This is a genomic window from Clostridium sp. UBA5119, from assembly GCF_002414285.1.
Taxonomy (GTDB): Bacteria; Bacillota; Clostridia; order Clostridiales; family Clostridiaceae; genus Clostridium_J; species Clostridium_J sulfidigenes.
Window position 1 is genome coordinate 64889 of sequence record NZ_DHYX01000013.1, and the last position, 24747, is coordinate 89635.

Genomic DNA, 24747 nt, shown 5'->3' on the forward strand with positions numbered 1-24747 from the left:
CCAATGCTAATTAGCATTGGGCACTTTGTATAACAGTTGTGTAATCTCAATATATTGGTAGCAGAGTGGTACAACATTTAATTATTTTCGTTTGTCCATTTAGATTTTAAAATTGACATTTCATATAGGCTCCAATAACCATCCTTAGCCTTTCTTACATCCTTTAATAATTTTTCTATTACAAAACCAACCTTTTCATAGCATCTAACTGCACCCTTATTAAAATCAAAAACTCCAAGAGTTATTTTCTCAAATCCTCTATCTTCAAATCCACTTCTTAAGATTTCCTTTAATACCAAAGCACCTATGCCTCTACCTCTTTCCTTTTCTTCTCCAATTAAAAATCTACATACTCTAGCAATCTTATTTTCTCTATCTATTTCACGCAGCTCCACTGTTCCTATAATTTCTTCTGTACTAATGGAAATTATCTTATATATGTAGGTATCCACCACTTCCTTATTTTTCTCATCTAAGAAATACTTTTCTACTTGAGAAAGGGTTAATGGATACTCATATAAAGGTCCAGCCCATTGCAATAGATCATTAGCAGATTTATTCCTATTCCATTCCACAATTTTATATAAATCTTCTTTTTTAATTAGTTCTAATCTTATCATTTCATATCCTCTATTTCTTATAATTAGTAACTCTAAGACTTATTAGAGTATAGTGTCTTATTTAAGATTTTCTGAATAAATTTTGTCTTTCTCTTGCAGTAAGTATCAGCATCGTATCTATATTCTTTAGCTAGCTTTGTTTTCAATGCTGCATAATCCTCTCGTGCATCTCTATTTGTTCTAAGATGATTTCTTAATGCAATATGCTCTAAATATCCTTTACCATCTTTAGGACATACATATAAGTGATATGGCATAAATCTATTTTTCACATAACTAAAAGCCTCTCTATCTTCAATGCCTAAATTCCCTTCATGATGATATCCAGCTTCTTCTAACCTCTTCTTTATTTCAGGGAAATTATCATAACTATCCATAACCACATCTATATCGATGATAGGTTTTGCAGAGAGTCCTTCCACTGAAGTACTTCCAACATGCTCAATTGATAAAACCAAATCTCCAATATAAGAATTTAGCATGTCCCTTATTTTTTCAAATTCTAACTTCCATTTTTCATTATAAGGCTCAATAACAATAACTTTTGTTCTAATTGACATAGATTTATACCTCCTTTACACATCTAATGTAGTATACCCTACCCCTACTTATTTTATATTTGCTTCATAATGCTCTTCATTAAGTCTCACTATTTCAAGTTCTTTTATATTCTCATTCAATTTCAATGCTAAACTTTGAATTCCAAAGAATTCAGTAAAAGTATGACTACCGATGATAAGATTTATCCCTTTAAACTGAGCATATTGAATGGTATATAAATTACATTCACCTGTAATGTATACATCACACTTATTTTCGACGGCTTCCTTAAGGCAATCTGTTGGCCCTCCATTACCACAGACTAAACCTACCCGCTTCACTTTTTTGTCATTAAACTTCCAAGATTTAACTGGTTCTTCAAGCAGATTTTCAATTTTTTTTACTAATTCATTAAACTCAATTTCTTCATCATATTCCGCCACTCTACCAAAATATAATCCTTCCCATTGGTGGGTTCTTTTAACATTTTCTAAATTCAATTTTTTTAACAGACTATCATTTGTTCCAAAGTTACAGTCATCAAGTGGCAAGTGATTATAGTAATGACTTATACCATACTCTTCCAATTTCTCTCTGCATGCCTCTTTTAATCCATATATTTCATCCCATGCATCGTGGTGTGTCACCATCATATCAACCCCATGAATTCTTGCTTCCTCTATAGTTTCAAGGGTTAGGTTAACACAGTATCCTAATTTTTTAACTTTTTTACCTGCATGATATGTGATCCCAGATTCATTAGAAAAGATTTCCTTACTTGTTACATTAAAAAGTTCATTAATTCTTTTAACAATATGTGAAACGTCCATATACTTACCTCCATTTTCTTCCTTACATTCAGGTATATTTTCAACTGTAGTACATAAACTTGTACGAGTTAAACAATGACTAATAATTTCAAAAACAATTATCCTAGTCTTAAAAATTTCATTGCCAATAAATTCAAATGTTAAATCACTATCTATTTTAAATCATTTAAAGATTTAATTATATGGTACTTACTTTCAATATCATTCCTATCATATCTATCAATTAGAATTGGAATCATACCAAAATCTTCTGCCGCAATAAGATTTGATTCACTATCATCTATAAAAATTACTTCCTCTGGTTTTACTCCGATTTCTTCAATAGCTATTTTAAAAAGTACCTTTTCAGCTTTATAGGAGCCATAAATTGATGACATAACAAATGTAGAAAAATATTTTCTTAGACTCTTATTAATAAATACTCTTTCTAAGGATGGCCATGTATCTGAGACAACCCCTAAAATATATTTATCTTTTAATCTTTGTAGCCCAGGTTCCACATCATCAAAAAAATAAAATTTATCATCATTATATACATTATCACTTGCCAAAGAATTAATTATTTCCTCATTTATACTCATATATTTTATTTCTTTTAGTACTATTTCATAAAACTCCTTGAACATCGTAAATTCATCTTCTTCTGTTTTTACTAATAACATTTTATTAATATGATCACAGGCTTTATTCATTGCTTCACTTAATTGATCTTCTGTATATTGAAAACTTGTGTCATTAATAATATTAAAGAAGTTAGGTGTAATAAACCAATGTCCTGTCCTAGGTACATTTAAGGTTCTTCCCGAATCAAATAAAATGGCTTTAATGTTGTTCATATTCATTATAATTTTCCTCCAAACCTACAGTAAACATTTTCATTGTTTCTGTGTATACTTATTTATTTTCCCTCATATTGAATTCTTCTACATTTAGCATAATTATGGAATTTTCTATTTTTCCATCAATTGTTGAATATTGAAGGTTGAAATAAAGATTATTCTTAATAAGACCCAACTGTTCTTCATTGAATAATTGTTGTGAACTGATTTCTCCTATACTTTTATTCAACAAAAGTTCATCAGATAAAGATGTTCCTTTATTATCCCATCCATTTGAAACTGCTTTTGATAAAACTAAATATTTATCTCCTTCTTTATCTAAATAGATATTTTGAGAATATGATTCAATTTGTTCTTCTTTGCTTCCTATATACTGTATATTGCCGCCAATAACTATATGCCTGTTAGGAAATAGAATAATTAACCCTTCTGTTAATCTTATATCTGTGTTTTCTCCCTGAAATGAATACACTTTAAATTCTTGGTTATCCAGCTTAGTTTTGTACCAAATAGTTGTACCAATGAATACTATATTAGTTATAACTAAAAAAAATACAATCCAAAATATAAATGATCTCTTCATACATTTTTCCTCCCTAATTACCTATTGTGCTTTTATCTCCTACATAATATCTAATTTGTAAATAGCAATTCTTTTATTGCACCTATAATCGCATCTGGTTGAGTTTCATTTATACAATGATTACTATTTTTAACTACTCTTACATCACTCTTACTGGATAACTCTTTTAACCCACTAGAGAGTTCTTGTGATACTCTTTCAATTCTTTCTGCTTCTATTTTAGGTATTCCTTCTTCAATCATTTCATTTATAGAATAAACTGGGTCTTCAATTAGTACTATTAATGGACAATCTGGAAAATCACCATATTTACTCATATACTTTACATTACTTCTCAAGTCTTTTATTTCAGAGAGTTGATTTATATATATTTCTGGTCTTACATAAAACTCCATAAGTTCTTTTTTCATATTAATTGGTAATTTTAAATCTACTTCTGATAATTTAGGTTTTACCTCTTCTATTAATTGTTCTTTACTATACTTAGAATATGTTGTCCATAACTTTATGTAAACTTCATCTGAGGTACTTTCATCCGATATTGGAGTTTCTAACTTATCATATCTATCCTCTCTATTCATTGATGCAGATTCAACAAGTACTACACTATCAACTTTCTCAGGATAAATTCTTGCAAAATGTTGAACACACAGCCCGCCATAAGAGTGTCCTACCAATGTAACTTTTTCTTTAATATTTAAGTTATCTAATAATATATTTAAATCCTTTGCAGTTGTCATTGTATTACTACCTTCACTATTAAGCCCACTATTTCCAACACCAGCTCTGTGAATTGCAACGACTTTTGTATATAAGGATATCTTATCTATAATATTTATCCATTCATAAAAACTTCCACCCATTCCTGGCATAATTACTACTGTTTTCTTACTATTTCCTTTAATTAAATATTCTAACTTTCTTCCCTCGATATCCATTAACTTAATCATAATCTAAACTCCTTAGACTAATTACTTTTGTATATTTTTACAATATATAATTATTATACCTTATTATTAACTATATCCCTATAACTTTTACACATTTTTACTCTTTTAAATCTTAAAAAGATTAATTATAATAATTCTAATTTACTTTTTATAAATCATACACTTTAAAATGAATAATGCTATAATTTATTTATTAATGATAATATTGTATTGGAGGGAATTTTAAAATGAAAGTGTTATTAATAAACGGTAGTCCTAATGAAAAAGGATGTACTTATACTGCTTTATGTGAAATAGCAATGGAACTGGAAAAAGAAAATATACAATCAGAAATATTTCATGTGGGCAAAGCTCCTATTAGAGGCTGTATGGGATGCGGTTACTGCTATAAAAGTGGTAGTGAAAGATGCGTTTTTAATGATGATACTGTTAATATCGCTTTAGAAAAAGCTAAGGATGTTGATGGATTTATCTTTGGTTCTCCAGTTCACTATGCTGGTGCTTCTGGTATGATTACATCATTTTTGGATAGGTTTTTCTATGCAGGTAGTGGCTTTGAATATAAGCCTGGGGCTGCTATTGTAAGTTGTCGTAGAGGTGGTTCCTCTGCTACCTTTGACCAATTAAATAAATACTTTACTATCTCAAACATGCCAATAGTTTCTTCACAATATTGGAATATGGTTCATGGCAATACTCCAGAAGAAGTAAAACAAGACCTTGAAGGTATGCAAACAATGAGAACTCTTGGTAAAAATATGGCTTGGCTATTAAAATCTATAGAAGCTGGTAAAAAAGCAGGAATATCCTTACCTAAAAAGGAAGAAAAATTAAGAACCAACTTCATAAGATAAAATGAAAACAAAAGTGCTTTTCAAAATATCTTACTAATTTCATGTAAGATGTCTTGCCAAGCACTTTCAATTTATCTATATAAAGTTTACTTTATTCTTCATATCCTTTTGGATTTTGTCTTTGCCATCTCCAAGAGTCTTCACACATTTCTTTTATGCCCTTTTCAGCTTTCCAGCCTAACTCTTCATTAGCCTTTCTTGGTTCTGAATAACAGGTTGCAATATCACCAGGTCTTCTCGCTGTAATTTTATACGGAATTTCTCTTCCACTAGCCTCTGAAAATGCCTTAACTATATCAAGAACACTATATCCATTTCCTGTTCCTAAATTATAAGTTACAAGACCTGAATTAGTTTTTAATTTTTCTAATGCCTTTAAATGACCTTTAGCTAAATCTACTACGTGAATGTAATCTCTAACTCCTGTACCATCTGGTGTGTCATAATCATCCCCAAATACACTAAGCTCCTTAAGCTCACCTATAGCAACCTTTGTAATGAAAGGCATTAAATTATTTGGAATACCACATGGGTCTTCTCCAATAGTTCCACTTTCATGGGCCCCTACTGGATTAAAGTAACGAAGTAATGCTATATTCCATGAATTATCAGAGCTGTATAAATCTCTTAAAATTTCTTCTAACATTAGCTTTGTTCTTCCATATGGATTTGTAGCAGATAGTGATGCTTCCTCTGTAATTGGAATAATTTTTGAATCTCCATAAACAGTAGCTGATGAGCTAAATACAAAATTTTTAACTCCATATTTTCTCATTAATTCTAAGAGTACAAAAGTGCTATTTAAGTTATTGTGGTAGTACTCTAGGGGCTTAGCCACAGATTCTCCCACAGACTTAAAGCCTGCAAAATGAATTATTGAATCTATAGTATTTTCACTAAAAACCTTGTCCATATCTTCCTTGTTTAAAACATCATATTTATAGAATTTAGGCTCTTTTCCTGTAATAGCCTTAATTTTATCCTTTACTAACTCTTTACTATTACTTAAGTTATCTACAATAACAACTTCATACCCCTCTTTTAATAGCTCAACAGTAGTATGACTACCGATATAGCCCATTCCTCCAGTTACTAAAACTGCCATGTAATACACTCCATTCTTAGTTTATTTATGTCAAATTTAAATTTATATCATAGCACTTACCTATATTTACAATGCTCAGATAAATATCTTCGTATACAATTATATCTCAAATTGTAAAATTATTAAAGTAAAAAAAAGCTATTAGTCAGCTCTTTTTTCTTAATTATTTTTTTCTTCATTGCTATCTAAAAATTTTAAAAATAGCTCTACTAGTACTGGATCAAATTGGGTACCTGAACATCTCTTTAACTCTTTAATAGCCTCTTCTTTACTAATAGCTTTTCTATATATTCTATCATGAGTCATAACATCATAGGCATCAGCAATAGCAATAATTCTTGCCATAAGAGGTATTTCTTCTCCTGCAATGCCTAATGGATATCCACTACCATCCCATTTTTCATGATGAGTTAAAACACATTTTGCCACATTAATTATTTCACTAGAAGCATTGATTATTCTAAAACCCTTTTCAGCATGAGTTTTCATCACTTCAAATTCATTTGTTGTAAGTGGACCTGGTTTTAAAAGTATATCTTCCTCTATAGCAATTTTCCCAATGTCATGTAGTCTAGCTATTATCATTAATTCATCCATTTGAGAACTCTTAAAACCATATCTCTTTCCTATTTCCAATGCGTAAGATTCTACTCTTTCAGTATGTTCTTCTGTTTCCATGTTCTTAGCTTCTAAACTTTTTTTAAGCGAGTTCATCATGGAACTCCTAACACTATTATGTTCTAAGAGTTTCTGCCTATACACTCTCTCTTCTACTTCTTTAATGCACTTATCAATATCTTCTTCTACAGAACGCTTAACCACTTCGCCAAGAGCAATGCTAAGTTCAATGTAATTATGTTTATAATTTTTACATTCACTCCTTATTTTTTCTACAGTTCTCTCACAGCCACTTTCATCACAGTTTGGCAGAAGTATCATAAATTCATCTCCACCCCACCTAAAAACAAAGCCTTTATCAGTACAAGCTTTATTAAGAACACTAGATATACTTTTTAGTAGTCTATCTCCTTCTAGATGTCCTAGAGAATCGTTGACTAGCTTTAAACCATTAACATCTCCCATAATTATTCCTAAAGGAAGATGCTGCTCATTATTTAATTCCCGAACCTTTTCTTCAAAATAAGTTCTGTTATATATTCCTGTTAGAGCATCGTTATAACTCAAATATCTGAGTCTATCCTCTAATTTTTTTTGACTAGTAATATTTCTAGCTAGTCCCACTATTCCCAAAACTTCACCTTTTTTATTTATCACAGGAGCCTTAAAACTTTCTTCTATAATTCTACTCCCATATTCATCCAAAGTAATTCCTTCAATATATTTTGCTTCTTTATTCTCCATTATTTCTTTATCTACTTTAATAAAATTTTCTGCAATTTCCTTATCTGGATAAACTTCTAGATCAGTTTTTCCAATTACATCATCTACTCCAAATTGCTTATAATAGTCATTAAAATTTTTATTGCAACCAATATATCTTGAATCTTTATCTTTATAAAAAATAGCTTCTGGTAACGAATCTATTATAGTTCTAAGAATACTTTTTTGATTTTGAAGTTCTAGTTCTCTTCTTTTTTCTTCTTCAACATTTACAATGATACCACCTACAGCATTAACATCACCATTAATATCTTTTATCGGGAATACATAGCACTCTTCTGCTATTTCTCTATTAGTTTCATTATAATCATATATCGGTAATTCTTTAAAATATTCCCTTGTTTTTTTGTTATATACACTTACTACTTTCTTCGGAAATATTTCTTCATAGGTCTTACCTTTTACTTCTTCTAATTTTAAATTATAATTTTCTTCACAGGCTTTGTTAATAAAGATAATTTTCTTATCTATATCTGCAATCCATGCAGACCATGGCATATTCTGTAAGTACAATTCAGCTAACCCCATATTTATCCCCCATATTTATCCTTAATAATTCATCCTCATTTTATTCTACCATTTTTATTAATATAATATCTACATTTTCTCATAAATCTATATAACCCATGAAAAGGACTATATGAATAATTCTTTAGCTATTTGCTAACATAGAATAATTATAAATTTTCATCTAGTCCTACATTAAATTCAATAAATTATAGTCGCCTTCTTCGCGTTAATTCCCTTTGTAATTTAATCTGAAACCTAGGATCATTATTAATATAGTAACTTAAAATATCACTTATAGTTTCTCCATCTACCCCTTCAATTCCACCCATTCTATCTACTTCATCTTCTATAATGTCTAAAATATACTCTTCTAGAATTTCTCTTTTAAATTCCTCCATCTCTCTTATTTCTTCTTCCTGTTCCTCTCTTTTCTCTTTTTCTTCATCAGCTTTTAATCTTTCTTCTATTGATATATATTTATTATTTCTTTTCTTTTGTTTTTTCCTATTTTTCTTAATTTTACACAAAAAACACCCCATATTAATCCTCTCTCTTTAAAATTCTTTAAATATAAACTTAACCTTGTAATATTTTCCAATTAGTCTCTTCCCTATGAACTCTATTTATATAGTAAAATCCATATCTTTGTTATAATCTGTTCTAGCAATTAAATATCTTTTTAATATTTTAGAAGTGTATACTCTAAAATCTAATGAAGGTTCTATTTTTATGGAATAATCTCCACTATTTATAGCTAATCTAAGCTCTTCTATGGTATAACATGGATTATCTAATTTAGTATATATGCCACCCAATTGTAATGGAGTATGGCTATCACTACCTGTAATTACATTAACTCCTATTTTACTAGATAATTCATATAACTCTCTTCTTACCTCTTCTTCACCTTTTTTAAATATATCTTTAGCATTTAAATCTATAGCATCTAATCTCTTTAGTAGTTCTTCAGGATGATTACATAATTTATGTCCTCTTCTAAAAGGATGTGCTCCTATTTTTAAACATCCATACTCATCAGCTAAATCTAATAACTCTTTAAATTCCACTAGGTTTTCTCTATCCATATAAGATTCTAGCCTTTCGTGAATCTCTAATATAGCCTCTCTCCTTCCTACTAAGACAACATGTCCCTTATCCTTTATGCTCACTTCCATAGCAGGAAAAACAGAAACTCCTTTAACTAAATACCTATGATCTTTGTATTTATAGTTTTCTTCAAGATATTTATATATTTCTCTAAAATTTATAGCATTAAAATGTTCACACATAATTATTCCATTTAATTCATTTTGCTTTGCATATTCAATTTCCTCAATAAAAAATCTTTCATTAAAATCTTTTCTCTTGCTCAACAATCCATGGACATGAAAATCTATGTTCATATTAACTTCTCCTCATAAAATTACTGATAAAATCTAGAATCTAAACTGTAAACTCTCTCTTCTTATTATTATATAGAAATAACACCAGTAAGTTCCCCTTATCTGAATTGCTTCTCATACATTATACATAAATAAAAGACTGTCTCACAATAATTATGAGACAGTCTTTATGCAAAACTAAAATCTTATTTTTTCTTTTCTAAGTCTTTGTATGACTCTTTTTTCTGTAATTACTGCTACAACTTGACTTTTTAAATTCTTATTTTCTGAGTATTTTCCATGGAAGGATAAGAAATTAAAATTTCCAATAAGAGCAAGATTTTCATCACAAATCAACACCCTTTCACAGGTATCACCCTTCTTTATTTCAAAAAGTTTACCATAGTTATTAAAATCATCTTTAATGATATCTGCTATTCTTTCTGATCCTCTTTCCATTTCTTCCATATTCAAATCTTTATTAGAACCTAAGCCATAAACTATTCTAACCTTAACCTCTCTGTTTAATGCCTCTTTCAAAAGACTATAAACTTTTTCCTTATACATTACATGATTATTTATCCAAGGAGTAACTATGTCTATTTCGCTTTTAGCTGCAATTAAAGCTTCTTTAAAAATATCAATAATTTCATCATCCTTTATAGTTTTATAATCAGTTACCCCTAGTCGAGATAAGCTATTAACTATTTCTATAGTACAATCTACATTTTTCTGAACTGAAGTCATATAACTCTCTTCTAATTCTTCTATATTCTTTTTAATATTTTCACTTATTTTTTCATAATTTCCTTTTTTCTTTAGTTCTTCAAACTCATCAGTAATGTTATCCACCATTTGATTAATTTGTCTCTCACTTTGTCTTATACAAACATCCATAACATTATTAGTATGACTCTTTAAGCTTTTTTCAAAGCCATCTAAATTTATGTTACTGCTATTTTTAATCTCTCCCTTCATAGACTTGAACTGCTTGTCTATATTCATTCCTATTTGCATCTTTAATGAAGTGCTCTGTCTAGTTAAAATTTGTTCTACTTCTTTAGTATAAATATTCATACTTTCATTTAAAAGCTCATTTATTTCTTTATTAATTCCCCTGTAATCTTTTTTATTATTATCACTAACATAATTTTTTATTTTAGTTTCTATAATTTCTATGAGCTCCTCATTATTCTGTGAAAATTTGTTTCTTGCCTCTTTTATTACATCTTCATAAGTATTATTAACAGTTTCTCCTATTTCATTGACTATCTGTTTCTCTACAAATCTTTTTTTCCCTTTCATAGTGGTTGCTAAAACCTCAGACATGCTATTGTTAACTCTATCATTTGCATATTCTATAACATCTCTTTTTACTTTACTTATCTGATTATTAACTTTTTCCCTTATATCATCTTTAATGTCAAAAGTTTTTTCATCAACTGTAACCACTGCCTCTACTTGTTCTTCATGACTCTTCTTTTTCTTCTTTAAATTATATCCTTCAAGTAACTTTGAAAATAGAAATACACATAATGTAGCTAAAGCTATTACTAGTAAAATAGTAATTACTAAAGTTACTGTGCTTTCTCCTAAACTTTTAAACATCATTTTTCCTCCACAATCCTATTTGCATTTAAATTTACTGTAAACACCCCTAAAACAAATAATATATACCTTCATAGTTAATATACTATATATTATAATATTCTACCAAAATATATAAATCTTTATAGTTAAAAGAAAATATGATGAAAACTTTCAAATAAGTATGCTATAATCTATGTTATCCTATTTAAATCTTATGAAAAGGAGTAATAAAATGGCAAATATAACCTTTAATAATATTGTTAAAAAATATGATGAAACCAATATTGCTGTTGAAAACTTTAACTTAGAAATAAGAGATAAGGAATTTATTGTTTTAGTAGGACCATCAGGATGTGGAAAATCTACAACTTTAAGAATGATTGCAGGTCTTGAAAGTATTACAGAGGGTGAAATATTCATTGGTGATAAATTAGTAAACAATGTAGCTCCTAGGGATAGAGATATTGCCATGGTATTTCAAAGTTACGCTCTATATCCCCATATGACTGTATATAAAAATATGGCTTTTGGACTTGAAATGAAAAAGGTACCAAAGGATGAAATTCATAAAAAGATCACTGAAGTTGCTAAAACTCTAGACATTGAAGAACTATTATATCGTAAACCTAAGCAGCTGTCAGGGGGGCAATGTCAACGTGTTGCACTAGGACGTGCTATTGTTCGTAATCCATCGGTGTTTCTACTTGATGAACCTCTATCAAATCTAGATGCAAAGCTTAGAACTCAGATGAGAACTGAGATAATCAAGCTACATAAAACTTTAGGTACAACCTTTCTATATGTAACCCATGATCAGACAGAAGCAATGACCATGGCAGATAGGATTGTACTAATGAAAGATGGCCTTATTCAACAGGTAGATACCCCTATGAATCTATATAATAATCCTTGTAACTTATTTGTAGCAGAATTCATGGGATCTCCTAAAATGAATACTCTAGAAGTTACTCTTATAAACAACTCCAACAATTTTTATGCTAAACTTAATTGCATTACAATTAAATTACCTAATACAGATAAAATTAAGTCTTTATTTAACAACTACGCAAATAAATCTATTATCTTAGGCTTTAGACCTGAAGATATATATGTTGAGAATAACACTATTAAAGATAGTCTAAGTAATATTATTTCAACTAAAGTTGATATTACTGAACTAATGGGATCAGAATCATACTTATATCTAGATTGTAATGGTAACAAGTTAATAGCAAAAGTTCCATCTTCTGCAGATATAAAATCAGAACAACTAAATATAGCAATTGATACTAGCAAACTTCATTTTTTTGATAAAGATACAGAAGAAAGAATAAATATCTAATATTATTAAATTTTAAAAGCACCTTCTTAAAGATTATTAAGAAGGTGCTTAATTATTAACCTTTACTTGATTATCTAATTTATTATCTCTATATTGTCTATGCTTTCAATACGGATAATATTAGTTTTAGTAACATCCTTTTTATCTTTATAGGTTATCTTAACCCACTCATCATCTACATCAAGAACTTCACATTCCATTTCGCTTTTGCCTGTAAATACTACAGCTCCCTCGCAATCAATAATACATTTCACACCAATTAGATCCTTTAATAACTTTGACAAGGCCTCTTCCCCCTTAATCTTTCTTTTTAAACGCTTTAATTCACCTTCTAATTTTTTTATTTTTGATGAATATCCTATCTGAGATAGGACTAGTACAAATGCAATTAACCCAAAATACTCCAAGGAATTAATCCCCTTTCTAAAACTTATAACTTTACTAAAGTGTCCATATCCTCCCATAGATATGAAACTATATAAATATTAACATATGAACCTAGTTATATAGTCATATATAAAAATATTTAACTATTTAACTATTTAAATAGTTGTTCTGTTCATGCGGGTTTCAGCATCTTTGCTACTTAAATTAGCTCTTTATAAATGCTTCAATTACTGACTTAACGTCCTCTTTATTTTCCATATATAACATGTGCTTTCCTGAAATAATTTTAATCTTCATGTTAGGAAATATAAAATTTTCATGATGTTCTGGCCTACAGCATAATCTTCATTGCCAGCTAATACAAGTACTGGAATGTTTATTTTTTTAGTAACATCAAAATAATTTTTTAAATACTCTTTATTGCTAAGTCCTTGATTTGCCATGGATGCATTAAAACTATCTATTGTATTACTTACTTCTCCTAATTTTAAAAAATTATCATATTCCTTATATTCCAGTTTATAAAAGATATCTTTTTCAATAAGTCTAGTAACTATCTGTTGCCATTTTTCCATATATGATTTAGCCTCTATGGACTTTAATTCATTTTCAGATAATAATTTTGATCCATGATATATTTGACTCTTAAATGAGTCTTCCATGCTAAGGGTAACATTTAATAAAATAAGCTTGTCTATAGCCTCTCCATACTTATTAGCATAGTTTGTTGCAATAATTCCTCCAAAGGAATGAGCCATGACTATCCACTTTGATATGCCTAGTTTTTTTCTAATTTCCTCCATATCCTCTACAAGTCTATCAATAGAGTAATCAGTTTCCTCGTCTCCTTCTGATCTTGCACTTCCTCTTTGATCAAAATATATCATATTCATAAAACCTTCTAATGCATTTCCACCTAATACTTCAAAATCAAGACTTCCTTCCCCTGGTCCACCATGGACAAATATACATGGAATACCTTGTCCTGATTGCTTTACATACAAGTTAACCTTATCCCTCATTTCTAGATACATTTATTTCACCTCTTTAAAATATCTTCCTGTTATATCAATAGTGTTTCCATCTCAATCTTCTAGTATATCATCCACTTTTTAGTTCTAGGATTATAATCAAGGCATATTCCACATCCAGGTATATTTCTCTTTCTATCAAGACTTTTGTGTATATCATCAATGTAACCATCTTTTTTAATGGGATATATGTTGACACCATTACTATAAGCATTCTCAAAATCAAATGCTGCCCCACCCTTAAACATATCATAAAGCTTGTCTAATATCTCTGATGGTACTGGTTCAATACTTCTTTTTCTTCCCTTTAACTCACTAAGAATTTTGTGATGAATAACCTCTTTATAAACTTTTATATCATTCATATAAACCTTTACTATATAATCATCATCATGGCAAAGATAAGCATATCTATTTTGTAAACTATCGAAAGTAAACTTCCTTAAAGGTTCAACTCGATGTGCTAAATACAATAACTCTGCCAGTTCCTCATTACTAACTTTCTCAAGGTCATCTTCACATTGAAAATCTATCCAGCAAAAATCTCCATAACTATATACATCTTCTTTTAGAAAATTTTCCATGTTATTCTGCAAAATATATTCAAAACCTAACTTATGGCTCCAATCTCCCTCATCTGGAAATCCCTTTAAAACTAGAATGTTATTAGGTATTTCTTTAATTCCACTCATAAAGTCCTTAAAGGTCATTCCTGATGTAAACACAGAATTACTTTCTTCATCAATTTTTATATAACAAAACCATTTATTCTTCATTTTATTACACCTATCCTCTCTATTATGTTCTCTCTATTAATCCATTGTATATTAAGATTTTATCTTTTTAAAAATATACGTAACAATAAAGCCCCTATCATCTTGACTTTCACTATATTTAATTAACTTAAATGACTTATTTAAATCTTCAAAATCAGTTTGCTGAATCAAGTCATCTTTTCTAATTTTAGTATCTACTTTATGCTTCCATCCAAAACCACATACAAATAAAATGCCATCATCAGCTATACATTCTCCTACATATTCAAGCTGGTTCTTGCTTAATCTATAATGGTTNNATTATCAAATGTTCCAATATTTTTTAAAGAATTTATTACACTTAAATCAATTTGCTTTGTATGAACCAAATAACTATTTCTTTTTGCAAATCTATTTAACCTTTCAAGTGCTTTATTGCTAAAATCAATTCCAGTTACTTGAAATCCTTCTCCAAGAAAAAATAAAGTATTTCTACCATCTCCACATGCTATATCAAGAACAGATCCTTTTTTAAAGTATCCTATATTTTCAATTATTGATTTTTCAGCACTTAAAGGCTTGTCACTTCTATTTTCAAATTTATCATCCCAATATTCCTTATTTCCCATGTACTCCATACTATGCCCCCTAATTTAACCAAGGTATATTGATATATCCTCTTATTAATCTTGAATCTCCCTTATAAAAGTTTTAATAATATTTTTCCTTTTATATCCACTTATATTATGATATATATCTTCTGACATATAATCAGCAACTATAAAACCGTTATCGATATTTTCATAGTTGTATTTCTTTCTAAAAGATATAGTAAATACTTTCTTATTCTAATATTGTAAAAAGGTTCATACTATTCATTTTTTCTTTTTTTATAATCTTTTTAAGTATAATCCAAATGGAATCTCGTAGTAGGTTGGACTATTATTGTTATCAATATAATGATAATCATAGTTTTGAAACTTTACCAATTCAATAAATCCCCAAGATTTATACATAGCTGTTAATCTTTCTACATCATCGTTATCAGCAGCAATTGTTACTTCTTTAAATCCTTTTTCTTCAATTCTTTGAAGAACCCTTTCCATGAGCTTCTTACCAAGTCCTAATCCTCTAAAGTCCTTTTCTACTCTGAAAGCACAAAGATAGGCTCTGTCTTTACCATTAGCTTCATCCTTATCTTCCGAATTCCAAAATATATAAAGTTCTCCTATTAACGAGCTATCTTTCTCATTTTCAATTGTCCAAAACTCTATATTATCTTTTTCAATTTCTTTAATGAAATATTCTTTAGTTGGAGATTCATTTTTCCATAAAGCCTTTAATTCATTCAAATTGCCCGTCCTAATTATCATATTTATCTCTACCTTTCATGTAACTATTGAGTTAAATACATATTAAAAACCACATTCCTCATTAACTATAAATAATTTCATCCTATTTTTATCTGCTTGTCCCTCAATTATGGAAAGCACATTACAAACCCTTTCCTTTGATGTACAATCTACACATCTATTTATTTCTACACATGGTGGATTATAACCTACTCTTTTTGCATTTAAAGGACAGGCTATATTTCTAACTCTTTTTATTCCCTCTTCAACATTGTCTACAATTTTATTTTTACCTACAACTACAATTACTTTATCTGGTCCAAAAGTAATTGCTGCTACCCTATTTCCACTATGATCCACATTGATAATTCTCCCATCATTGGTCACAGCATTAGAACCAGTAATATACCAATCAGTTATAAGAGCTTTCTTTTTCAGCATTTTAGTTTCATCCTTAGTTTTTCCAAGTTCTTTATCATAAACTACATTTCCTCTGTCCATCAGTGATTCTACTATATTCATTTTCTGAAGAGTAGCTGAATGACCAATTCCAATGGTACATTCTTCATCTATGATTTTTAATATATGATTCTTAACTTCAGTTAAATCTTCAAAACATTCAACCTCTATATTTCTCATCCTAAAGTTTTCTTTTAACTTATTTATAGTATTTATATCCATTATTATACCTCCATAATAATTTTATATAGAAAATACCGTATATACATTAATGAATAGTACGGTATTCTATAGATAAACATTTTAAATTTTTATTAAATACTCCTATGTTATAAACTTCTATTCTTCAACAAATCTCATTAATTCTTCATTAAATTTTTCTTTCTGATCGTAAAATACTCCATGACCACTATATTTAAATGGTATAAGTTTTGAATTTCTAATGTATTGATTTTGTATTTTAGCTAATTCAAATAATACAACTTTATCATGAATACCATGAAGAATTAATGTTGGAACTCTTATAGTCTCTAAATCAGAAAATAATTTTTCCTCACCTAGCCACGTGTTTGCAATAGATGCTGTAGCCCATCCAGCTGCCTGTAGTCCAAGATTAAAGAACCACTGAGAAAATGGTTCAGATATATATTTAAAGAAAAATATATCTCCGAAATCTCTCAGCATTTTAGGCCTATCATTATATGTCCCATCAATAATTTTAACAACTTCTTCCCTATCCAATCCATAAGGAAAGTTTTTACGCTTAATAAGACTAGGTGCTGCTGCAGATATAAGAACTAGCTTAGATACTCCATACCCTTTATGACGAGCCATATATCTAATAGCTATAGCTCCTCCTGTTGAATGTCCTGCTAGAGCGAAATCTCTAAGATCTAGGATCTCTACTACATATCTAACATCATCAGATAACCGGTCATAGTCATACCCCTCATAAGGTTTATCAGAATCTCCAAACCCCCTAGTATCTATTCCGATACATCTATACCCATGCTTTGGAAGTTGTTCAAACTGATATTCAAACAGCTTATGGCTACCAGGCCAACCATGTAAAAATAGAATTGTTTTCTTTCCTTTTGGGTTAAGATCCTCTACATAAATTTTCACATTTGGTTCAACTTTAATATAATATCCCACTTATTACCTCCATCAATGAAATAAGTATATTGACAGATTATTCACCAGGCAATATTTTGTGAGCTATTTTTATAATTATTATCCAATATATTTCAATTTTTTAATAAATCATTACTATACAGTTTGAATTGTCTATAATTATTTAATATTTCTCTTAGCCTAGTAATTTGATTTATAATTTTATTCTTAGCATCATTACATATATTGTTTGGTGATATTATACGACTATTAGAGTTACTTAGTTTTTTACTGTATTATAGAATTGTTTTAATTCTTGCTTTACTTCATCTGAAAGAGAGTTCCATCTGATTCCTTGTATTGCTGCCTCTAATGCACATAACCTATTGATACAGGCAGAAGCGTCTATGGCTTTAATATCTAACCATGCTTGTTTACTCCCCACTTCTTTTAATTGTTTAACAGTTTTTATACCGATTTCATTAAGTTGTTCTTCTAGTTTCTTACCTATATTAGGTAAGTCAGATAATTTACTCATAGTTTTCCTCCTATTTTAAGTTATTTAAATTTAAANNACTTTTGTTCTCATAAAATAATCATCATATATCATCATTTTTCTATTTAGTGGTACATAATATTTTTTCATTAATGACTCAATACGCTCAGTTGCATTTGGAATTGCTTTTGTAAGAATTTCCTTAACATTAAAGAGTTCAAAAAAATTCTTATTTACAATTTCTAAAATATCATCTATATATTTCTGTTTTTCATATTTACTATGCAAATCTATTCTCAATAACCCATAATGGTTAAACTCATCTTCTGCTTCTCTTTTAAACATTTCAATAGTTCCAATTTTTTCATTTGTATCATTCAAAATTATCGTCCATCTCACAAAGTATTTATTCTCATAGGAAAAAGTCCAAAATTTAATTGCCTGCTCCATTCTTTCAACTGTTGTATAATAGAAATCATCACCATTACAGTTATCAGAATTAAACAATTTCATAGCCTCTCTATCTGAATAACACTTTAGCAATTCCTCTGCATCTTTAATTGTTGTCTGTTTTAATGTAGTCAAATCATTTTTTAATATAGGGCACTGCTCATAAACATTCCTTATCATTTTAATCTCCTCCTTAAGTTAGTGCTTTTACTTTAGCTCTATCCTTATCTATCTTGATTCTAACTCTCTGAAGATTATTTCATAGAACTTATCTTTACCATAAACCTCATTCCAAGGGTTATGTCCACATTTCTTTAATAATATGAATTTAAAATCCTTTATGGTTCTTGTCAGTGGCTTTTTAACACCTTCAAAAGAATGAGAATCATATTCACCATGTATAGCAATTACAGGACATTTTATATTCTTTCCAAAATCCAAAAGTTCTCCATTGCTTCTTAATTTATTAATTTCTTTCATACAACTTTGAAAAACTTCTGGTTGGAAATCTAGAGATTCATTTTCAATAGAAATTGGACTAAAAGAATCCGCCTTTGCCATTAATTCTCCAAATTCACGCAATACTTCTTTTTTGTTTGGATTATTATGTTCATTTAATAATTGAAATAATGTCCCAACTCTTAAGTTTTCTTCTTCTGTAAGTCTGTTAGCTCTTTTACTATTCATTGATGAAAGATATATATCTTCATAGGAGCCACTTCCTATAAGCATAACCTTGCTTACTAATTCAGGGTATTTCCATGCAAAAATATAGCTTAACCACGCTCCCCACGAATGACCAATTAGTGTAACTGGAAATTGTCCATTATTTTCAAGCAATTTTTTAAGTTCAGAGACTTGTCCATCAATAGAGTCTTCTGATTGCATAGGTTCCAAAACTCCATACTTTTTTGATATTTCTTTTGCTACTTGTGCCATTCCACCTGGCNNTGCGCACCAGGTCCTCCGTGAATAACTGCTATATTATATGGTTCACTTCCATACCTTCGTATCTTAATCATATAATTACTCCCTTTTATAAATATATTAGACAATTTTTGTATTATCCATAATATTTTTTGAACTTTAATCCTTTATCATTGTTAATCTTTACAATTATTTGTTTTCTTTATTATACAAAACCTTTAAATTTATTACAAATTTTTTCTATTTATGTATATTCGTAATAACTATCTATTCTTATCAGTAAGTATTTTTCTTAATCTATTTCCCTAAATATAAAAAGATATTTTAAATCAATATATATTCTAATATGGTAAATAATGGTATAATAGGCTTAACCCTCATTAAATCTTAGGCTGAATAAATGTGTTATTAAATGTTATGAAAGATGTGGATTCAAGGCTATAAAAATTCTTTAAAAAAGAGAATCTCATGAAGGTCAGTATAGAGATAATTTGATAATGCATCTAGTTAGAAGTTAGTAAAATTTCCAACAACTTATAATTTATAATAACTCTAAGAATTAATTAATCTTTTAGTAAAAGAAATAAAGGGAAGTCACAAAAGACAACGGGTTCCGTTTATAGGTGCAAAAGTTGCTAATCAAGTTAAAATCTCAACTAAAATCACAGAGTAAATCACATATAAAATAAAAAAATAATAGTTTTATTATCTTTGTGAATATATATGTGATTTTATATGTGATTTATACCTAAAGAAAGGAGTTGCGGAGGTGAAGTATATAAAACCTAAAAAAGAAAATAAGAAAAAGGTTTCTTTTGAATTATCAACAAGAACACTTGCCATATTAGAACATTACTCTAAATACACTCAATATAGCCAAGAGGAAATACTGGATATGTTTTTATTAAACCTATTAGAAGATACTGATTTTATAGAATGGGTTAATAAGCAAAGATACAATAAGAAAATACTTGCTTCATTGTATGATACTATTAGTGATTCGGAGTTAAAAGATAATGAAACTAAAGAGATTGTCAGATAAAACTGTTAGTAAAGCAAAAGTTATTCCTCCTATTACTCAAGAAGAAGTTAATCAGAGGGAAATAGACTATACCACTTTATCAAAGATAGAGTTTTCGAGAAAATATGGATACCTTCTATATACCCCAGTAGAATTAGTTGTTGATAAAAAGTCTTATAACATTCAAACTAACTTTTGTGCTAATCCTTTTTTTAAATGGTATGGGAAAGAGCAATTCAAGTATAAGAACCTAAAGGGGAATGCTTCTGGATATATGATTACAGGAAAGAATTTCAAATCAATAAAATGTAATGATATTAACGATGATACTATTGATAATCCTGTAATAAGAAGTTATACAGCTCCTTATTCAAATTGGGCAATGGCAGAAGAAATTAAAAGGTTAATAGATATTAACACTACAGTTCCCATTGAGCCAGATTATATATTCTATAAAGAAGATTCTTCTGAAAAAGATTTAAATCCGTTTGATAATCCTAATAGTTTTTATAGACGTGGTAAAAGTTCAAGCAACTCTCAAAAGTATTAGTGTAAATTATGCAAGAAAATTGCAAATGTCTTACCAGAGTAGAAAGAATGTTTTACTTATTATCAGAAGAAGAATGATATACTTCCTCTATTTATGAAACTAATACTAAGTAGAACTCCTGTAACAAGAATATGTGAAATATTAGATATTGGCAGTAGCACCTACTACAATAAGTTAGAGTGGCTATATAGAAGGTGTTTAGAATTTCTTGAGAGATATGAAGGTAAGAAATTGATGAAGATACTGCTCTACTGACTTTTCTTTTAAGGATACATAAAGAAGGTATTTCAAATAAAGATACTCATATTTTCACTTGTAAGGTTGATAAAGAATTAGATAAGAATGAAGCATATAAACAATATTTAACTCATAAAGAAAATATTAAATTATGGCAAGAGGCTAATAATTTAATAGAAGGTTTGGACAAATCAGCGATAGACCTATTGGCTCATACAATATTTAATAATGAAATATATATAACTAAAACAATTAACGAAAAGATTATGTTGTTGAAACTAATGATTATATACCCCATCCATTTCCTTATAATGATGAAGGAAACAGATATGTTAATTGTGTTACAGATTTATCTGATCTTAATTGTTATGAATTAGCAGAGATAATGTACAAAGTAGATTTGAGGTCTATAAACACTTTAAGAAGAAAGATATCAATATTAGAAAGACCATTATCGGGGGGCAAAGGAGAAGGTAAAAGTTATATATATGCTAACTTTAATCCTAAATATGCTCAATATATGAATAACAATTCTAAGAACATATTTAAACTTCTATGAGACTTGGGATAGCAAATAAGAAATATAAAATAGAGGATATATTATATTTAAAATAACTAAATATCAATAAATAAAGTTTAAATGACTGGCTATTAATAGTCGGTCATTTAAACTTTATTTTAATTAATACCAATATACTGAAATCAAGTTTAATATTATGCTAAGTCTAATTATCAACATCATCTTCATTTAGTTTACTATCAATAACTTGTTGCTTTTTTTTATTTATAATTATCATTACTGAACGAAATACAAAGAAGAAAAGAACAAAACTAACAAAATATAATGCTAAATTTTTTATATCATATTGACCGCTTAATATTGCAAATAAAATTACGGAAGCAATCCCTGCTATAACTGTGTTTAATAATAATTTTTTCTTACTATCACCATTGGGATTCCAGATGTCAATCCCTTTTTTAAAATGGCGAATTGAAATAAATAACCCACATGATATTAATGCAAAAAATTCAACTGCATATTGAGCGAATGGAGCATTCATAAAAAATTGCTGTACAATAATAGAAATCATCAATCCAGTCACCAGCCATCCGTATGCCTCGCTTTGGATTTTTCTTCTCTCCAAAAGTATTCTTTCATCTTGAATTTTATTATTCTTCATCTAATCCCTCCCAAAATAAATCATTTAATGTTTTGTTTAGTGTTTTACAGATTGCTATACAAAGGTTTAGTGTAGGGTTATAATCACCAGATTCAATAAGCCCTATAGTCTGCCTTGTTACGCCAACTGCTTTAGCCAAATCATCTTGTTTCATATCGCATTCAATACGAGCGATTTTCATTCGTTTATTTTTCATATAGCACCTCCTTATATTACATAGTATATAGTATAAATTGCTAAATGTAAAATATATATTGCATTATGAATGAAATAATAGTCAAATAATATTTAAAAACTCAATAGTAACACAAGATAATATTTAAAACCTATAAAGAATATATACATACCTTTACTTACAAATTCCTTTTCATTATATATATAATGAAAAAAGTTCTAAGTCATTTATTTAACTTAGAACTTTAGTGATTTATTAAGTGATTCTGTATGAGATTTTTATTGTGATTTCTTATGAGAATTTATAACTTTGCACCTCAAAACGGAACCCGTTGCACAAAAGACTCCCCTTTAAAAAAATATACCTAACTGTCTTTTAAAAATCTAGCTAGTAACAATGTGTTTTTATATTCACCTTTGATTTTTATGTTTTTATTTTTTCTTCCCTCTTCAATAAATCCGAACTTTTTATAAAGTGCTATAGCAGGTGTATTTTCTTCAAAAACCTCTAATTCAATTTTCTCAACTTGATTTTCTTTGCACCACTTTATAACCTCTTCCATTAACAAAGTTCCTATTTTTAACCCACTGTATTCCCTTAAAATTGTTATACCAAAATCTGCAACATGACTTGTCCTTTTAGTGCTACCCCTTTGTAATGTAGTAGAGCCTACTATTTTCTCATTTATCTCTGCTACTAAAAATAAAGATGTATTTTTAATATATTCTGCCTCGTCTTCAGCTGTTAAGTCAAATTCGTCTGGCTCTTTAGGAAAGAAACTTACCTCGCCCATTACTTGTTTCACCAACATTACAATTTCATTAGAATCTTCAACTGTTGCTTTTCTAATTATAAGTTCATTGTGATCTTTTTTCTTCATCATAATTATAACACCTTTCTATACCCTTAAATATTTTCCAATTTTAATCAAAAATTGATAATTGAGTATGACATTCTTGATTTAACTTCTCTTTCATTTGTTTAGAATAACTACTTGATAAACCATATTTTTCTCTCAAAGCATTTACTGTTTTATATAAATTATTTTTATATTCCTTATTTGCTCCACCAGTTTTATATAATAATAGTAGGTCATCATATATCTTTGGAAATTCTTTCTTTATGAAATCTAAAAATACTTTTCTTGTACTACCTCTTAAATAAAGAGTTCCTGGTAGAACGTAATCCACATCACATTCTTTAGCATGAAAATATAGAGAATTTATATTTTCAAAAGCATCTGTTATATATGGAATAATAGGCATAAAATGAAGTCCAGTAGATGCATTGGTTTTACTAAATTCCTTTAACATTGTAAATCGTTTTAAAGATTCTACTCCATTTGGTTCAATTAATTTTCGTATATTTTCATCCATAGATGTAATTGTAGCTGCTATATTTACATAGGTAACCCTAGAAAGGTCATCTATTAAATCATAATCTCTTAAAATTAAATCTGACTTAGTTGAAATAATGCATGGTGTTTTATACTTTATCATAAGTCTTAATATATCCGGCATTAGTTTATACTGTTCTTCTACTGGTTGATAGCTATCTGTTACCCCTCCAATATTCACAACTTCCCTTTTCCAAGAAGGACTACTCAGTTGTTTTTCCAATTGCTCAACCACATTAGTTTTTACATATATGTCTTCAAAATATTTATCTGAGTCTAAATATTGATGTGAATACATAGCATAACAATATTTACAGCCATGTTCACAACCTCTGTATATGTTTAAATCCCAGGCAAAGGGTATTTTTCTTTTTAATTTATTACACGCTACATCACAAGTAATTTCTCTAATCTTTGCCATTTATTCACCTCCAATATAACAATGATAAGGAATATAAAAACTAATTATTGTATTTATTACTTATAGGTAATATTTTACCATACATATGTATATTGAAGATATCTTTAAGAAAAAAAATTATTTTTATCCATGAATAAATTTTTATATTTCCACTTATGTAATCATTTACTACTAACTGAAATTAGGTTAATATTATTATATAAACATCTTTTATAAAAAATTTTATGTGACTTGAACTTAACTATTATCT

At 28.6% G+C, this 24747-nt stretch carries 29 protein-coding genes; 4 read left to right on the top strand and 25 right to left on the bottom strand.

Features of this window, described 5'->3' with window-relative positions:
* Nucleotides 1–77: 77 nt before the first annotated feature.
* The 6 genes from B2671_RS01705 to B2671_RS01730 all read right to left on the bottom strand — a co-directional run bounded on the left by B2671_RS01705 (nt 78) and on the right by B2671_RS01730 (nt 4362).
* Nucleotides 78–620 (bottom strand): GNAT family protein, encoded by a 543-nt coding sequence (locus B2671_RS01705; protein ID WP_346868861.1) that lies wholly within the window; start codon nt 618–620, stop codon nt 78–80.
* 32 nt (nt 621–652) lie between these two features.
* Complete coding sequence (locus tag B2671_RS01710; RefSeq protein ID WP_346868862.1) at nt 653–1180, bottom strand: GrpB family protein; 528 nt, start codon at nt 1178–1180, stop codon at nt 653–655.
* A gap of 48 nt (nt 1181–1228) precedes the next feature.
* A complete protein-coding gene (locus B2671_RS01715) occupies nt 1229–1990 on the bottom strand; it encodes a Nif3-like dinuclear metal center hexameric protein (RefSeq protein WP_346868863.1) in 762 nt (253 codons plus the stop codon).
* A gap of 152 nt (nt 1991–2142) precedes the next feature.
* Nucleotides 2143–2832 (bottom strand): HAD-IA family hydrolase, encoded by a 690-nt coding sequence (locus tag B2671_RS01720; RefSeq protein WP_346868864.1) that lies wholly within the window; start codon nt 2830–2832, stop codon nt 2143–2145.
* A 52-nt stretch (nt 2833–2884) separates the two neighbouring features.
* On the bottom strand, nt 2885–3412 hold the full coding sequence (locus B2671_RS01725; protein ID WP_346868865.1) for a hypothetical protein: 528 nt from the start codon (nt 3410–3412) through the stop codon (nt 2885–2887).
* A 50-nt stretch (nt 3413–3462) separates the two neighbouring features.
* Complete coding sequence (locus tag B2671_RS01730) at nt 3463–4362, bottom strand: alpha/beta hydrolase (protein ID WP_346868866.1); 900 nt, start codon at nt 4360–4362, stop codon at nt 3463–3465.
* Between the two features lie 227 nt (nt 4363–4589).
* Between B2671_RS01730 and B2671_RS01735 the strand changes: the two genes are divergently transcribed.
* On the top strand, nt 4590–5216 hold the full coding sequence (locus B2671_RS01735; protein ID WP_346868867.1) for a flavodoxin family protein: 627 nt from the start codon (nt 4590–4592) through the stop codon (nt 5214–5216).
* A gap of 91 nt (nt 5217–5307) precedes the next feature.
* Here B2671_RS01735 and galE read toward each other — a convergent pair whose 3' ends face one another.
* The 5 genes from galE to B2671_RS01760 form a co-directional block, all read right to left on the bottom strand.
* Nucleotides 5308–6321: a UDP-glucose 4-epimerase GalE gene (galE, locus tag B2671_RS01740; protein ID WP_346868868.1), complete on the bottom strand. Its 1014-nt coding sequence runs from the start codon at nt 6319–6321 to the stop codon at nt 5308–5310.
* 159 nt (nt 6322–6480) lie between these two features.
* A complete protein-coding gene (locus B2671_RS01745; RefSeq protein ID WP_346868869.1) occupies nt 6481–8250 on the bottom strand; it encodes a sensor domain-containing diguanylate cyclase/phosphohydrolase in 1770 nt (589 codons plus the stop codon).
* 188 nt (nt 8251–8438) lie between these two features.
* Nucleotides 8439–8771, bottom strand: coding sequence for a hypothetical protein (locus tag B2671_RS01750; RefSeq protein ID WP_346868870.1), 333 nt, complete (start codon nt 8769–8771; stop codon nt 8439–8441).
* 84 nt (nt 8772–8855) lie between these two features.
* The gene (locus B2671_RS01755) at nt 8856–9635 is read right to left on the bottom strand and encodes a PHP-associated domain-containing protein (protein WP_346868871.1); all 780 of its coding nucleotides are present in this window, start codon (nt 9633–9635) and stop codon (nt 8856–8858) included.
* A gap of 177 nt (nt 9636–9812) precedes the next feature.
* Nucleotides 9813–11222 carry a hypothetical protein gene (locus B2671_RS01760; RefSeq protein ID WP_346868872.1) on the bottom strand — a complete coding sequence of 470 codons (1410 nt, stop codon included), beginning with the start codon at nt 11220–11222 and terminating at the stop codon, nt 9813–9815.
* A gap of 214 nt (nt 11223–11436) precedes the next feature.
* Here B2671_RS01760 and B2671_RS01765 point away from each other — a divergent pair, with 214 nt between their 5' ends.
* Nucleotides 11437–12546 carry a sn-glycerol-3-phosphate ABC transporter ATP-binding protein UgpC gene (locus B2671_RS01765; RefSeq protein ID WP_346868873.1) on the top strand — a complete coding sequence of 370 codons (1110 nt, stop codon included), beginning with the start codon at nt 11437–11439 and terminating at the stop codon, nt 12544–12546.
* A 74-nt stretch (nt 12547–12620) separates the two neighbouring features.
* Here B2671_RS01765 and B2671_RS01770 read toward each other — a convergent pair whose 3' ends face one another.
* From B2671_RS01770 to B2671_RS01815, 10 genes are all read right to left on the bottom strand, one after another.
* Nucleotides 12621–12953 (bottom strand): hypothetical protein, encoded by a 333-nt coding sequence (locus tag B2671_RS01770; RefSeq protein WP_346868874.1) that lies wholly within the window; start codon nt 12951–12953, stop codon nt 12621–12623.
* A gap of 273 nt (nt 12954–13226) precedes the next feature.
* Nucleotides 13227–13967 (bottom strand): alpha/beta hydrolase, encoded by a 741-nt coding sequence (locus tag B2671_RS01775; RefSeq protein WP_346868875.1) that lies wholly within the window; start codon nt 13965–13967, stop codon nt 13227–13229.
* A 59-nt stretch (nt 13968–14026) separates the two neighbouring features.
* Nucleotides 14027–14740 carry a hypothetical protein gene (locus tag B2671_RS01780; protein ID WP_346868876.1) on the bottom strand — a complete coding sequence of 238 codons (714 nt, stop codon included), beginning with the start codon at nt 14738–14740 and terminating at the stop codon, nt 14027–14029.
* Nucleotides 14741–15021: 281 nt separating this feature from the next.
* A complete protein-coding gene (locus tag B2671_RS01785) occupies nt 15022–15357 on the bottom strand; it encodes a class I SAM-dependent methyltransferase (RefSeq protein ID WP_346868877.1) in 336 nt (111 codons plus the stop codon).
* A 252-nt stretch (nt 15358–15609) separates the two neighbouring features.
* A complete protein-coding gene (locus B2671_RS01790) occupies nt 15610–16071 on the bottom strand; it encodes a GNAT family N-acetyltransferase (protein ID WP_346868878.1) in 462 nt (153 codons plus the stop codon).
* A 63-nt stretch (nt 16072–16134) separates the two neighbouring features.
* Nucleotides 16135–16752 carry a lactate utilization protein gene (locus B2671_RS01795; protein WP_346868879.1) on the bottom strand — a complete coding sequence of 206 codons (618 nt, stop codon included), beginning with the start codon at nt 16750–16752 and terminating at the stop codon, nt 16135–16137.
* 117 nt (nt 16753–16869) lie between these two features.
* Entirely contained in the window at nt 16870–17685 is an 816-nt protein-coding gene (locus B2671_RS01800) for an alpha/beta hydrolase (protein WP_346868880.1), read from the bottom strand.
* A 238-nt stretch (nt 17686–17923) separates the two neighbouring features.
* Nucleotides 17924–18181 (bottom strand): TfoX/Sxy family protein, encoded by a 258-nt coding sequence (locus tag B2671_RS01805; protein WP_346868881.1) that lies wholly within the window; start codon nt 18179–18181, stop codon nt 17924–17926.
* Between the two features lie 30 nt (nt 18182–18211).
* Nucleotides 18212–18769 (bottom strand): GNAT family N-acetyltransferase, encoded by a 558-nt coding sequence (locus B2671_RS01810; protein ID WP_346868882.1) that lies wholly within the window; start codon nt 18767–18769, stop codon nt 18212–18214.
* Nucleotides 18770–18817: 48 nt separating this feature from the next.
* The gene (locus tag B2671_RS01815) at nt 18818–19528 is read right to left on the bottom strand and encodes an alpha/beta hydrolase (RefSeq protein WP_346868883.1); all 711 of its coding nucleotides are present in this window, start codon (nt 19526–19528) and stop codon (nt 18818–18820) included.
* Between the two features lie 757 nt (nt 19529–20285).
* Here B2671_RS01815 and B2671_RS01820 point away from each other — a divergent pair.
* Nucleotides 20286–20558 (top strand): hypothetical protein, encoded by a 273-nt coding sequence (locus B2671_RS01820; protein ID WP_346868884.1) that lies wholly within the window; start codon nt 20286–20288, stop codon nt 20556–20558.
* Nucleotides 20533–21087 (top strand): hypothetical protein, encoded by a 555-nt coding sequence (locus tag B2671_RS01825; RefSeq protein ID WP_346868885.1) that lies wholly within the window; start codon nt 20533–20535, stop codon nt 21085–21087. Before B2671_RS01820 ends, B2671_RS01825 begins: the two co-directional genes overlap by 26 nt.
* Before the next feature lie 962 nt (nt 21088–22049).
* Here the strand turns inward: B2671_RS01825 and B2671_RS01830 are convergent.
* The 4 genes from B2671_RS01830 to B2671_RS01845 form a co-directional block, all read right to left on the bottom strand.
* Nucleotides 22050–22505: a DUF6773 family protein gene (locus tag B2671_RS01830; RefSeq protein WP_346868886.1), complete on the bottom strand. Its 456-nt coding sequence runs from the start codon at nt 22503–22505 to the stop codon at nt 22050–22052.
* The gene (locus B2671_RS01835) at nt 22495–22701 is read right to left on the bottom strand and encodes a helix-turn-helix transcriptional regulator (protein ID WP_346867773.1); all 207 of its coding nucleotides are present in this window, start codon (nt 22699–22701) and stop codon (nt 22495–22497) included. The genes B2671_RS01830 and B2671_RS01835 overlap by 11 nt, the downstream gene beginning before the upstream one ends.
* Before the next feature lie 343 nt (nt 22702–23044).
* Complete coding sequence (locus B2671_RS01840) at nt 23045–23563, bottom strand: GNAT family N-acetyltransferase (RefSeq protein WP_346868887.1); 519 nt, start codon at nt 23561–23563, stop codon at nt 23045–23047.
* A gap of 40 nt (nt 23564–23603) precedes the next feature.
* The gene (locus B2671_RS01845; RefSeq protein ID WP_346868888.1) at nt 23604–24497 is read right to left on the bottom strand and encodes an SPL family radical SAM protein; all 894 of its coding nucleotides are present in this window, start codon (nt 24495–24497) and stop codon (nt 23604–23606) included.
* Between the last annotated feature and the right edge of the window lie 250 nt (nt 24498–24747).